The sequence below is a fragment of the Roseibacillus ishigakijimensis genome (assembly GCF_016595415.1).
GTDB lineage: Bacteria > Verrucomicrobiota > Verrucomicrobiia > Verrucomicrobiales > Akkermansiaceae > Roseibacillus > Roseibacillus ishigakijimensis.
Genome location: NZ_JAENIO010000035.1, coordinates 11,917 through 25,426, shown reverse-complemented (window position 1 = coordinate 25,426; position 13,510 = coordinate 11,917). Strand labels below are relative to the sequence as shown.

11 protein-coding genes are annotated in these 13,510 nt (G+C 56.9%); all 11 read right to left on the bottom strand.

All coding sequences use genetic code 11. From position 1 onward, the window contains the following. Window positions 1–2: 2 nt before the first annotated feature. Entirely contained in the window at window positions 3–1,910 is a 1,908-nt protein-coding gene (locus JIN78_RS12610) for a cytochrome c oxidase subunit I (protein WP_200392336.1), read from the bottom strand. A 24-nt stretch (window positions 1,911–1,934) separates the two neighbouring features. Further along, window positions 1,935–2,717 (bottom strand): c-type cytochrome, encoded by a 783-nt coding sequence (locus JIN78_RS12605; protein WP_200392335.1) that lies wholly within the window; start codon window positions 2,715–2,717, stop codon window positions 1,935–1,937. Window positions 2,718–2,736: 19 nt separating this feature from the next. Then, on the bottom strand, window positions 2,737–3,369 hold the full coding sequence (locus JIN78_RS12600; RefSeq protein ID WP_200392334.1) for a cytochrome c family protein: 633 nt from the start codon (window positions 3,367–3,369) through the stop codon (window positions 2,737–2,739). After that, entirely contained in the window at window positions 3,370–4,863 is a 1,494-nt protein-coding gene (locus JIN78_RS12595) for a cbb3-type cytochrome c oxidase subunit I (RefSeq protein WP_200392333.1), read from the bottom strand. Between the two features lie 3 nt (window positions 4,864–4,866). Next, window positions 4,867–5,262: a hypothetical protein gene (locus JIN78_RS12590; protein WP_200392332.1), complete on the bottom strand. Its 396-nt coding sequence runs from the start codon at window positions 5,260–5,262 to the stop codon at window positions 4,867–4,869. Then, window positions 5,262–6,539: a hypothetical protein gene (locus tag JIN78_RS12585; protein WP_200392331.1), complete on the bottom strand. Its 1,278-nt coding sequence runs from the start codon at window positions 6,537–6,539 to the stop codon at window positions 5,262–5,264. The genes JIN78_RS12590 and JIN78_RS12585 overlap by 1 nt, the downstream gene beginning before the upstream one ends. Window positions 6,540–6,601: 62 nt before the next feature. Further along, window positions 6,602–7,267 (bottom strand): c-type cytochrome, encoded by a 666-nt coding sequence (locus tag JIN78_RS12580; RefSeq protein WP_200392330.1) that lies wholly within the window; start codon window positions 7,265–7,267, stop codon window positions 6,602–6,604. Window positions 7,268–7,276: 9 nt separating this feature from the next. Further along, the gene (locus tag JIN78_RS12575; RefSeq protein ID WP_200392329.1) at window positions 7,277–7,831 is read right to left on the bottom strand and encodes a DUF3341 domain-containing protein; all 555 of its coding nucleotides are present in this window, start codon (window positions 7,829–7,831) and stop codon (window positions 7,277–7,279) included. Then, on the bottom strand, window positions 7,831–9,321 hold the full coding sequence (gene nrfD / locus JIN78_RS12570; protein WP_200392328.1) for an NrfD/PsrC family molybdoenzyme membrane anchor subunit: 1,491 nt from the start codon (window positions 9,319–9,321) through the stop codon (window positions 7,831–7,833). The genes JIN78_RS12575 and nrfD overlap by 1 nt, the downstream gene beginning before the upstream one ends. 8 nt (window positions 9,322–9,329) lie before the next feature. Continuing rightward, the gene (locus JIN78_RS12565) at window positions 9,330–12,683 is read right to left on the bottom strand and encodes a TAT-variant-translocated molybdopterin oxidoreductase (protein ID WP_200392327.1); all 3,354 of its coding nucleotides are present in this window, start codon (window positions 12,681–12,683) and stop codon (window positions 9,330–9,332) included. An 18-nt stretch (window positions 12,684–12,701) separates the two neighbouring features. After that, window positions 12,702–13,433 carry a cytochrome c3 family protein gene (locus tag JIN78_RS12560; protein ID WP_200392326.1) on the bottom strand — a complete coding sequence of 244 codons (732 nt, stop codon included), beginning with the start codon at window positions 13,431–13,433 and terminating at the stop codon, window positions 12,702–12,704. Window positions 13,434–13,510 lie beyond the last annotated feature (77 nt).

Sequence of the window (13,510 nt, the reverse complement as noted above, 5' to 3'; positions counted from 1 at the left end):
AGTTAGGCCACAGGAGTCTTGGAATCGCAGTCGATCTGTTCGTCGTCCGCAGAAGTCGCAACTTTAACAGGTTCATTCCATTGCGGGAGGAAGTCATCACCGCAATCAGGGCGGGAATATTCGTAAGGGCCCCGGTAGACCGCAGGTTCGAAGGTGAAGTTGCCATGTCCGGGAGGGGTGGGAGTTGCCCATTCCAAAGTGGTGGCATCCCAAGGGTTGTCATTCTCCACTTTGCGTCCGCGGAACCAGGCCACGAAGACGTTGATGATGAAAGGCACTTGGGCCAGTGCGAGCCAGAAGGCCGCATTTGACATGAGAATATTGAGCGGGAGGTATTGCTCGACGGTATTGCCGAAGACGTTGGCGCTTTCGCTCGCCTGGGCCAAGTAAGCATCTCCCCCGTTATACCAACGACGGTGGAATCCAGCCATCCCCTGCACCAGCATGGGGAAGAAGAGGAGGTTGATGAAAATCAGGGACGGCCAAAAGTGGAGGTGACCCAGGAGATTGTTCATGTAACGACCCGTGATCTTGGGATACCAATGGTAAACACCGGCAAAGAGTCCGAAGAGAATACCGGGAGCCACCACGTAGTGGAAGTGACCGATCACGTAGTAGGTGTCGTGCAAGTGCAGGCCCACCAGGTTGAAGGCCAGCGGCAGACCCGTGAGACCACCAATCCCGAACATGGGGATGAAGGCGGTGGCCCAAAGCATGGGCACATTGAAGCGGATGGAGCCACCCCACATCGAGATGATGAGCGAGGTGAGCAAAATCACGGAAGGAATCGAAATCAGAACCGTGGTGGTCTGGAAGAAAGTCGAAATGACCGGTCCCATGCCTGTGAGATACATGTGGTGAGCCCACACGATGAAGCTGAGGAAACCGAGAATCATCACCGACCAGACCATGGGACGGTATCCCCAAAGAGGCTTACGGGTGTTGCAGGGAATGATTTCGGCGACACAGGCAACGGCCGGCAGAAGGAGAACATACACCTCCGGGTGTCCGAGGAACCAGAACAAGTGCTGGTAAAGAAGCGGGCTACCACTACCGGCCAGCTCGAGGGCCCCATTTCCGGTGACGAGACCGGAGGGCATGAAGAAGGAAGAGCCGAAGATGCGGTCGCTGAACTGCATGAGGGCAGCAGCTTCCAAAGGCGGGAAAGCCAGGAGAAGAAGGAAACCGGTCACCAACATGGCCCAGACGAAGAAGGGCAAACGCATCCAGGTGAGACCTTTGGCTCGCAGGTTGATGATGGTCGTGATGAAGTTTACGGAACCCAAGAGCGAAGAGGAAATCAGGAACACCATGGCCAGGAGCCACCAGGTCTGTCCCGTCATCCATTGGTTGGGGGCGGTCGATTGTTGGATCCCTGCCAGCGGCGAGTAGTTGGTCCAACCGGATTGCGCGGCGCCGGTATCGAGGAAGAAGGAAGCCATCATCATCGCTCCACCCACGAAGTAGAGCCAGAAGCTCATCATGTTCAAACGGGGGAAGGCCATGTCAGGGGCACCAATCTGGAGCGGAGTCACGTAGTTGCCGAAAGCTCCGAATCCGAGAGGAACCACCCCGAGGAAGACCATGATGGTGCCGTGCATGGCACCGAACATGTTGTAGGTCTCCCCTTTCACCATGCCATCCTGCAACCAACGGGCTTTCCAATCTTCCGAGAAGAGGAAGCTCATCCAGGCGGGAAGCGGCTCGTGCGGGTAGGCAATGGACCAACGCATCACCATCATCAGGAAGAATCCGATGAGGAGGAAGGTCAAGGAGGCGAGACCATATTGAATTCCAATCGTCTTGTGATCCGTCGAGAAGAAATACTTCTGCAAGAAGTTGGGGTTGTGATCATCGTGGTGATGATCATCGTGACCATGATGGTCTGCGGTTGGTGCTGCTGCGCTCATCGTGGGAATCTCAATAGAATGGGGTTAGTTGCCACCGGCACTGCCGACGGGCTCGTAGGTTTCAAAATCAATAACGGTTGTCGGATCGACCGAATCTCCGGCGACCATTTTCATGTGACTGCTTTGCAGTTCGCTCGCGGTGACCGGGCTACCCGCGCCACGCTCTTCGTAGAGGGCAATGAGCTCCTCAGCTTGCACCACGGAAACGATGTCGCCCACTTCGTTGAGGCCACTGCGGAGATAAGTCATCAGAGTAGCCAACTCCTTGGCGGAAAGCGGACCTTGTGCCGGCATGACGCTGTTCCAAGTCTTGCCAGCCACCTCGATGGGACCGGTCAAACCATTGAGAATGATCAGACCCAGAGCCTCGGTGTTCTCGCCCGTGACCCACTCGGAACCCGCGAGAGGCGGGTAGTTGGCACCATCGCCAGCACCATCGGCCCCGTGACAACCGGCGCATTTGCCGTAAGTCTTGGCACCCTGGCTGATGAAGAAAGGAAGAATCTCCCCTTCGGTGGGAGGGCCGTCGTCTTTAGCCGCCGCCGGGATCCACTCATTGGCCCACATACTGTCCTGGCCGTAGTCGAATAAGCGGCCACCGCTGGCGAGAACAACGCCTCCGACCAGCAGGGCCAGGCCTGCAAAGAGGAAGAGCCAAAGAGGAACGGGTTCCATGCCGTTCTCGTGGAGACGGCGCTCGCGGATGGTGGCGGCGGTGGCACCTTCGAAGACCGCATGGGTCTCGCCCACATTTGTATCTTCGTCGAGATCGGGCCGGAGCCGCGCGTTGGGGTCTTGGTCAGACATGGTTCAGGAGAAAAAGTGCTTAGTATTCGCGGGGATTGAGGGACTTGGGAATAACATTGTCTTTCCGCATGGAAAGGAGGTAATCGGCCAAGGCTTTGGCGTCAGACTTGGGCTTGTCGGCACTCCCCTCGAAGAGGAAGGAAACGGAAGGACAAACCGACTGGTAGTCGTAATTGCGCGGGTTGTAGAGGTGCTCGAGCAACCACTGCTTGGCGGTGATTCCTTCGGCTTGACCCCGCTTGGCAGCGCGAATGGCCACATTGCTCAAATCGGGTCCAACTCGGGACTGGCCGATGTAGGCGAATTTCTCCCCGGCAAAGTCGTAGGGATTAGTCTCCCGGCGGCTATCCTCGATGCCATTGGAGGGGTCGGCCGGAATGCCCGCCCAATCCTCCCGATACATGTCGGTTCCGGCGAAGCTGGGTCGAATCAACTGGGTGTGACAGAGGGCACAACCGTTGGCGGCATAGATGCCGGCCCCATCGGTGCGACCACTGCGCTTGAACTCGTAGACTCCCTCGAAGCCATCGACGTTTTCATCGAATCGAACGGGCTCGAGATTTGCCATTTTGCCGTAGGGAATTGCGACTGCAAGAACCCAGGGAAGACCGAAGGCCACGGTGAGGCCGCCTAGAAATGCTTTGAACTTCATTTATGCCTTAGCTGCTTGGATTTCTTCGATGTCTCCTTCCGGGCCGTGGGGAGAAACGGTGTGGTGCCCATGGTCGAGCAAGGTGGGATGGGTGCTGCGACGACCCAGTCGCGCCCACATGAGAAGGAGGTGGGAAAGGAAAATGATGTTGGCAAGCGAAATGAAGAGCCATGCCATGGTTGTGCCCACCGCGTAGGCCCGGCCAAAGGTGGCCGCGTCCGCCCAAGGAGCATCGGCATCATTTTGCGCTCCCCCTTGGAACCAGCCACCAATCACAGAGAAGAGAACCACGGCCGCTACTCCATAAAGGGAGAGGTAAAAATGGCTGGTGATGAATCGCTTGGACAACCACTCGCGACGGGTGACCCGAGGCACGACAAAGTAGATGAGGCCGAAGGCACACATGCTGAAGAAGCCATAGAGCGCGAGAATATCGAGACCGTATCCAGTGAGGCTGAATTGGGTCGCGGCAAGAATCCCGCTCATATTGAGCACCAGGCCGAGGAAGCCGAGAATGAGCATGCCAACCATTCCACCAATCGTGAAGCGAAGGGAGGGGCTGTGGGAAGCGGCTCCACTTTCATCGTCGAGGATGGTGCGGAGAATGTTCACCGCAACGGCCAAGGCAGGAATGAGGAAAAGAACGGTCGCGGCAGCGCCGACGTAAGGCAAGAAGCGCGGAATGGGAGCTCCAGCCAACTTCTGGAAGCCCGCCCATGGAGCGATGACCATCAGGGACCAGAAGCCGAACATGGCGAGGTGGTAGCTGTGCACGGGGCGCCCGGTCACCTTGGGAGCGAGGTAGTAAGCGGAAGCAATGCCCACGGGAGCAAAGAAAAGGAAGACCAAACCGGAACGATACCACTCCGAGACGGCGGCCTTCATAAGAGGATGGCCGTCAAAGACGAAGACGAAGAGGTGTGAGCTCAGGAAAATCCAGGGAAAAGCGATGAGAGCGGCAAGGAGATACCACTGTGAGACATAGACGTGTCCGGCTTCGCGGACCTGGAACTGAATCACCGACCAGATGGTGATGCAGAGGTAAGCGACAAAGAATACCGGCCAGAGGAAGGTCGGGAAGGCCATCCACGTGACCCCACTGCTCGCGCCACCGAGGATCCCGATGAGCCCGAAGGTCACCGCGAAGTTCCAGACGTGACCGGCAAGGAGAATAAGAATGCCATTGCGACACTCCTTCCGGCAGAGGCGGGACATAAGCCAAATGATGGCCCCGAAGGCCGCCTGGCAGGCCCAGCCGTAGATAAAGACGTTCTCATGGGCGAGAGAAAGACGACCGGTGGTCGCCCAAGCCGCATCACCAAGAAAGTCGGGCGAATGGCTTTTGAAGGAGGCGGCAAATCCAAGCAAGACCGTGACGAGCAACCAGAGGGCTCCGCTCGTGAAGAAAAACATCACGGGGTGCCGCAAAGAGCGGTCGATATCGGCACGCAACTTGGCGTCCTTGGGATCGGAATTCTGGGCAGTGGCAGACATGACTTATTGGTCGGAAGATTCTGTGGTTTCGGTCTCTTCGTCAGCAGAAGAATCCTCTTCCGCGTTCTGGTTGGCAGGGGCGACTTTCTGGGCTTCAGTTTTGACCGCTGCGGGCTTGCTGGCAGCGAGTTTGGCTCCCACTTGCGCGAAAATGCGTGAAGGGGGCACTTGGGCCGTCTCTTCTCCTTCGACGAAGGCGAGCTTCTCAGCCTGGGCCGCATCGACTGCTTCGCGAACAGCCTGACGGCGCGCGGCACCGGCTTCATCGGCTGCGGTGGCGTCGTCACTATTGCTCATGGGAGCAAAAATGAGAGCGATGATTCCGAAGAGCAGGAAGGCTCCCAGGGTCACCCAAAAGGCGGTGAAACGCTTTAATGGAGTATCGGTCGGGGCGGACATTAGTTGTGAACGTTAGCAGATTCGAGGATTCGAGGGTCGCGATTCGGATAGAGCGCGGCCGAGGTCAAGTTACGCAGGAAGAAGAAGACAAAGCCGCATCCGACGATGACGAAGGCAATGAGGTCACCGATCCAGGCAAAGGGCATCCAGAGCTGCGGTTCATGGTCAATGATGTTTCCAACGGAAGGACCACGCTCGGGGATGATCATGTGATAGACATCGAGGAAGTGCATTCCCAAGAGGTAAAAACCAATCACGAGCATGAAAGTGTGGCTCTTTTTCCAATCCGAACGCAACAGCATGAGGAAGGGAGCGCCGAAGTGACCGAAAACGAGGACATAGCTGAGGATGTTCCAATTTTCAGTATTCCGCAGGATGAAGTAGCGGGCCTCTTCGGTGACGTTGGCATACCAGTAGAGGAAGAACTGGGAGAAGGAAATGTAAGCCCAGAAGATAGTGAAGGCGAAGATGAGCTTACCCATCAGGTGGTCATGCTCCTTGGTGACAACCTTCTTCAGGAATCCCGCCTTACGCAGCAGGATGCTGGTGATGAGGATGACAACCATGGAATTGAGAGCCGAGCCAGCGAAGACGTAGACCCCCCACATGGTGGAGAACCAGGTGAAGTCGAGTCCCATGACCCAATCGACCGCGATAAAGGTCAGAGTGACGGCGAAGACCGCGATTCCCCAAGAAGACATGGCGCGCGCTGCAAACAGGCGCTTGGTGCCGGGAGCGGGACAAGTGTCCTGGTCCACGGAGAGCTTGCGCAGCTTCCAGATGACAAAACCGAGGCCAAGGAAAAAGACCACGAAGCGGAGGTGCCAGAAACCGAGGCTGAGATACCAGCTCTTGTCCACCAGCATGCCATCGTGAACGGCTTGGCGGGCTTTGAGACCGGCAACGGCGGTTTGCTCCGGCAGGTTGTGCTCCTGGGCATACTCGATCGCCGTCTTGTGCTCGGTCATCCACTCAAAGAGGAATGCCTGCACAGGCGGGAACAGCAAAGGAAGGGCAAAAACAAAGATGAAGGGGAAAACAAAGCCCACGTTCTCCATCAAGCGGCGGACGGAAGTCCCCCACCCTGAGTTGGACACGTTATGCAAAAGAGTCCAAAAGCAGCCACCAAGAGCGATGGTGAAGAAATAGAAGGTCGCAAAGAGCCAGGAGAAGCTGTAATTGCCTCGCATGGTTTCTGGTCCCAGCCAGAGGAAAATCGCGCTTGCGATGAGTCCTACGGCAGCCACTCCGCCCGTAACGAGCATCGGGAGTTGCACTTTACTTTTTGGCAATTGTTCGCCGTCAACCGGTATATCGGCGGATGTTACTCGATGTCCCATTACTGTCCCTCCTCTTTCTGAGCCAATTCTTCTTTAGAAACTTCACGCGCTTCTTGCAGCGCCCGCACAAAGGCCACGATGGCCCAACGGTCTTCGACCGGAATATTCATGCCATAGGCACCCATTTGGCCTTTGCCTTTGGAGATGACCTCGAACAGGCGGCCATCGGGATAATTTTCGGCATCAAAGCCAGCGGCTCCGGTATCGTGCAGGTTCCGCACGGTGGAGAGTCCGAGTTGCTTGACGACACCCTCGCCGTCACCGGATTCGCCATGGCAGATGGCGCAGTAAATTCCGTAGCGTTCTTCACCGCGAGCGAGGAAGGCAGCCGCGTTGTCAGCGGTCAGAGCCAACTCCTCGGGCATGCCGGTGCCGTAGTAGCCTTCCAAGTGGCCGGTGTAGTAGTAACCCGTGCGGCCTTCGCCGAATTCAACGGAGAACTCGCCATTATCCCCGGAATTGGGGATGGTGCCAGGCGCGGGTAATCGGGCACCCCGGCCGTCGGCGAAAAAGTCGCTGGCCTGCTGGCCCTTCAACTTGTCCTGCTCATCCATATCGGGAAAGAGGCGGAAAGGAGGACGCTCGAACTTGGTGCCGGGAATCCCGAAGATTCCCACGACCGCCAAGGCGACGAACGCGTAAACTATGAAGAAATATTTGAGCATGATGTGCGCTTAGTTTTCGTCTTCAACGAGTTCAATATTGGCTCCGCCAATTTCATTCAGGAGATTTTTGGTGCCCTCAGCCGAGAACTTGGGGTCGCGGGCTTCGATGGAGATGAAGAAACCATCGTCAGTCGCGCGGGCGAATTGCTTGCTGGCGAACAGGGGGTGATTCAAGCGCGGAAGCTGCATGAGACCCAGAAGTCCGAAGAGGGTGGTGAAACCGGAGAAAAGAACCGTCAACTCGAACATCACCGGGAAGAACGCCGGAATGGTGAAAAAGTTGGCGGGCTTGCCCTGCACCACGGTGGGGTAGATCTCTACCTGGGTGACATAGGCCAGCGTGATGGCGGTCAGGAATCCCGTCAATCCGCCGAAGAAGACGAAGTAGGGAAGAACTGAACGCTTGATTCCCATGGCATCATCCAAACCGTGGATGGGATAGGGAGAGTGGCAGTCCCACTTCTCGAAACCCGCGTCGCGGACTTTTTCCGCTGCCTTGTAGAGTTTCGAGGCACTCTCGAACTCTGCCAAGTAACCGTAAACTCGTTTAACCGTGGTGCTCATCAGACTTTTGCCTCCCCATTTTCGATTTCCATTTGATAGGCCGGAATCACTTCCACGCCTTCGTCAACATGCTCTTCTTTATCCTCGAAGTGCGGGTCGCTTTCTTCCTTGGTCCACTTCACCTCGGCGATGTTGATGCAGGGCAGGAAGCGGAGGAAGAGAAGGAAGAGAGTGAGGAACATGCCGATGGTGCCAACGAAGAGGAAAATATCCTGGCCGCTGGGGTAATAGTATTTCCAATCACCGGGCAACCACATGCGGGAAAGAGTGGTGACGATAATCACGAAGCGCTCGAACCACATGCCGATGTTCACCGCCATACAAACAGCCATCACAACCCAGAGGTTCTCACGGCACTTTTTCCACCAGAAGAGCTGGGGAGAAATCACGTTGCAGGCCATCATGGTGAAGTAGGCCCAGTTGTAAGGTCCCGCGATACGGAATTTGAAAGCCTCCATCTCATACTTGGCCGCTCCGTAAAAGGCCATGAAGAGCTCCATGAGGTAGGCGTAGCCCACGATAGATCCGGTGAGGAGAATGATCTTCGCCATGTTGTCCACGTGCTTCATGGTGATGAGGTCATTGAGGCCGTAGATGTAGCGGGCGGGAATCATGATGGTGAGCACCATCGCGAAGCCACCGAAAATGGCGCCAGCCACGAAGTAGGGCGGGAAAATGGTGGTGTGCCAGCCGGGAACCACCGAGGTCGCGAAGTCGAAGGAGACCACGGAGTGCACCGAAAGCACCAGCGGAGTGGAAAGAGCGGCCAGGAGGAGATAAGCCATCTCGTAGTGAGACCAGTGGCGGTTGGAGCCGCGCCAGCCGAGGCTAAAGATTCCGTAGAGGAGCTTGCGCACCTTACCCGTCGCCCGGTCGCGGATGGTGGCCAAATCGGGCACCATGCCGAGATACCAGAAGATCAAGGATATGGTGAAGTAAGTGGAGACCGCAAACACGTCCCAGAGGAGAGGCGACTTGAAGTTCTGCCAAATGGCATTGGGATTGGGAATGGGCGCCAGGAACCAGGCCATCCAGACCCGGCCCACGTGGAAGGCGGGGAAAATACCCGCGCAGCAGACCGCAAAAATGGTCATTGCTTCCGCCGCCCGGTTAATGGAAGTCCGCCAGTTTTGACGGGTCAGGAAGAGAATGGCGGAAATCAGCGTTCCCGCGTGACCGATACCAATCCAGAAAACGAAGTTCACGATGGGCCAACCCCACATCGCGCGGTTGGTATTCCCCCACACCCCGACCCCGGTGGAGACCAGGTGGAAAAGACCACCCCCGACCCCGAGGGCGGCAATGATGGCGCTGGGAATGAAGAGCAACCACCACAGCGCAGGCTGGGGATTCTCCACCACTCCACAGATTCGCTCCGTGATCCAATTGTAGGATCGCTTGTTGAGGATCAACTTCTCGCGTTCGAGCACGGGCAACTTGGGCCCCTCTCTTTTCGCTGAAGATTCTTTACTGACTGTTGCTTCCGCCATGCTGCCCTTTAGTGAATGTTAATGGTGGCCCGGCCGATGCTTTTCGCGTCGGGCATCTTGTCGTTGGGGTTCTTCACCCGTGCCAGGTAACTGGTGCGAGGCAGGGTGCCGATGTAGTTCAAAAGGTCGTAATTCCGCTTGGAATTCTTGGCCCGCACCATCGATGACTTGTCGCCATCGAGCTTGTTGCCGAAGGTGATGGCGTTGGCGGAGCATGCCGACTGGCAAGCGACCTTGACCGAATCAACCTTGATGCGGAGATCTTCGTTGGAAACGGAAGCTTGTTCGCTGGTGGAAGCCACGCCGAGGGCCTTCTTGCGAGTGATCTGCTTGCGCTTGATCTTGGCGTCCTCGAGGCGTTGCACACAGTAGGTGCACTTCTCCATGACCCCCCGCATCCGCACGGACACGTTCGGGTTGCGCTGGAGGTGACGGGAATCACCCACTTGCTTCTCGCCCAGAGGTCCTTTGTAAAGGTTCTTGGGCACGAGAGGATTGCGCTTGTTGTAGTCGAAGAAGTTGAAGCGACGGGCCTTATACGGGCAGTTGTTCGCGCAATAACGAGTGCCGATACAGCGGTTGTAAGCCATGGCATTGAGGCCTTCCTCAGTGTGGACGGTCGCATTGACGGGACAAACCGTTTCGCATGGAGCCAATTCGCACTGCACACAGGCGACCGGCTGAGGAATCATTTCCGGATTGTCTTCATTGCCATCGGGAGCGGCGGCATAGTAGCGGTCCATGCGGATCCAGTGCATTTCGCGGCCTTTGGCCACTTGCTCCTTACCGACTACCGGAATGTTGTTCTCAGCCTGACAGGCAACCAGACAGGCGTTGCAGCCCGTGCAGACATTGAGGTCAATCGCCATCGCCCACTGGTGAATCTTATCCGACATCAAGGGCTGGCCCTTGTCGTCGTTCGGCTTGTAGATGGACTTGTTGGGGGGCATGTGGGAGTCCATGCCCTGCTTCTTGACCTTCTTGAGCTGCTCCTTGTAATCGGCTTCGTGACCGTGGAATTCCACCGGATTGGTGGAGATTTCGCGGGCCAGCGCGCGGCCATACATGGCGTGGTGCTCCTGAGTCAAGGCGACCGGGTAGCGCCCGGTGTTGTTGGCGACTTTCGCGCCGCGAGCGAGGAAGGACGTTTCCGCCGTGCGCAAAGGATAGACGTTGAAGCCACTATTGACCCCGACGAGACCGACGGTGGGCTTGGACTTGCTGAACTTGAGGGCCGAGAAGCGGTCGTCGTCGGCAGCCTGACCGTAACCCACCGGCAAAACGATGGTGTTTTCAGCCAAACCAAAGGAAACGAGGACGGGAATCTTGAGGGTCTTGTCTCCCAAGGTCACATCGACCATGTGGGCGCGGGCCTTCTCCCCTTCCCCAATTTCGGGCCGGGGGGCATTCTTGGTCATGACGCCCGCGACATTGTTGACGGGCTCCAGCTCGACCAGCTTGTCGGAAATACCGAGAGCTTTGGCGGTCTTGGGTGAAACGTAAGCAACGTTGTCCCAAGTGAGCTTGGAAATTGGGTCGGGCGCTTCTTGCAACCAGGAATTGTCGATATAGCGGCCATCCCAAACCGAGGCATCGGAAGCGAAGATAACATCGAGAGAATCCTGAGTCGGTGCGGAAGCGTTGACCGCTTCACCCAAATCGGGGGAAACATTGCCCAACGTCGCTTCTTCGTAGCTGGCCTCGGCGAAGCCCATTTGCAGCGCTTGGCTCCAAGTGGAAAGCTCTTTACCGAAGGCGGCATCGAAAGTTTTGCGGACTTCATCGTAGCCAGCGGAAGGCGTTTTCTCATCGCCCAGCTTCAGCTCACCTTCGTTGAGGAAGGCATTGAGCAACTCCAACTCCCCTACTCCGTCGTAGAGTGGCAGGATGAGAGGTTGCAAGAGAGCATGATGACCCGTGGCCGTTTTGCTGTCCCCCCAGCTCTCAAGATAGTGGGCGGCGGGAAGGTGCCAAGTCGCGGCGTAGGCGGTGGCGTCCGTGCGCAAGCCCCAATGAAGGGAGGTCTTGGCCTTGGCCAGCAGCGCTTTGAAATCGAGATCGGCGGGAGTGTCGTAAACGGGATTCGCCGGAGTCAGCAAGACCACGGTCTCAATCGCCCCGGAATCGAGGTCCTGAGCGAGTTTGGCCAAATCGCCATACCCCTGACCCCCGGTCTGCACCAGCTTGACGGGCTTGTCCGCACCGAGGTTGCGAAGACGCTTGTTGATGGCGGCCACCAATTGATGAAGCGCCACCGAGTGGCGGGAGCCCGCGAGAACGGCGGATTTCCCTTCGTGGGCTTGCAGATCGGCGGCACAGGCTTTCACCCACTGCTTTTCTTCGTCGGAAAGTCCGGCGGGTTCGCTCACCCCGGCCACGCCAAGGGCAGCCGCAACGGCAGCGGCCATCTTGATGATTTGGCTGGGTGCGGTGCGGAGACGGTGATCCGCGATACCGCCAGTGAGAGAGTAAGCGGCTTCGACCTGATAAAGACGATTCATCTTTTTCGGGTCGATTTCGTGAGCGTAGAGCTTGTCCTTGTCGTGGGAACCACCCTGACGGCGATCAAAGAAGGGCTTCACCGCTCCCACATGGTCGAGCTCGGTGAAATCGCAATCAAAGGAAAGAATCCGATCAGCCTTGGAAAAATCGACCACCGCTTTGACACCCTCACCGAGAGCCTGCTGCGGGTTTCCGCTTTCCAGTGCTTCATAGCGGTAGACTTGAGCACCCGCGAACTTCTTCTTCAGTTCACCCACCAAGCGATTGCGGGTCGGGCTGTCGTCTTCGCCGAAGACAAAACCAATTTTACCAGGATTCTTGGCCAACTCGACGAGAGCGGCATCGAATTCCTGACGGGACGATTTTTTGCCGTTCTTGAGGACATCCTTGGAACGGAAGGGATCGTAGAGATTGAGAATGGAGGCCTGCACGAAGGCATCGGTGCCATCGGAATCAGGACATTCAGTATTGGGCTCCAGCTTGGTGGGGCGACCCTCGAAGGTGGTCACCACCAAAGGCACCGCGCCCGAAGGACGGGGCATGGCGGAGGCATAATAAAGAGCCTTGCCCGGGATGACCCACTCGGGAGCCTCGGTGTAAGGCACGATGTAGGTTTCCGGACGGCGGCAAGAAGCGAGACCGAGACCAGCCAGCGCGGAGGAGGCCCCCATCAGCTTGACGAAATTCCGGCGGGAAAGCTCGCGCTCTTCCTCGGTCAGCTCGCCGCTCTTCTCGGGGAATTCGCGATCGAGGTAATCCTGGAACAAGGGACTGCCTTCCAGCTCGCCGGGACTGCGCCAAACTCGCGTAGCGAGCTCGTCAGCCGGCACTTCGGGATGATTCCAAACACGTTTACTCATCTCAGACGAAATCTTTTTTTATCGGTGACAGGTGGCACAACTCTCCTTGGGCTTCACATTCCAGTGAGCAGCGAGGAATTTTCCGAATTCCGTCTGAGTCTCAATGGCATTGCCCTCCGCATCCTTAATAGGATTGGCCTTCAAATACTTCTCCACGTCGTAGTCGAGATTGGTCACCTCCTCAATCGGGCGAAGGTGCTCCTCGGGGGCGCGGTGACAATCCAAACACCAACCCATGGTCAGCGACTGGTCATGATGAACCACCTTCATCTCATCAACGTCTCCGTGACAGCTCTGACAAGAAACACCACGATTCACGTGTGCCGAGTGGTTGAAGAAAACATAGTCAGGAGCCTTGTGGACCCGCACCCATTCCAAGGGTTGCTTGGGCGCTCCGGTTTCCTGACCCGACCGATCCACTCCCATGGCCGCGTAGAGCGGATCCAGCATGGGGCTATCGGACTTGACCTTATTAGGACCGTGACAATTCCAACAGACGTTCGCAGAAGGAACGTTCGCCTGCGCGCCATGCTCCACAAAACTGTGACAATAGCGACAGTCGAGCCCCAACTGATTCACGTGAATATCGTGACTGTAAGGGATGGGTTGGGTGGGTTGGTAGCCGACCCTTTGAGACGACGGCCCAGCATAGACCGCGAAGATGAATGTCACTCCGAAGCCGATTGCCCCCAGGCAAATCGCAAGCTTGAGTGGTGTAAAATTGGACCAACGAGGAAAGAAGTTCGCCATGGGCGGGGTGAGGTTAGGAGATTGTGAAAAGTTTCACAAGCCAACTTTGTGAAAAATTTCACAAAGTCCGCGGCAGC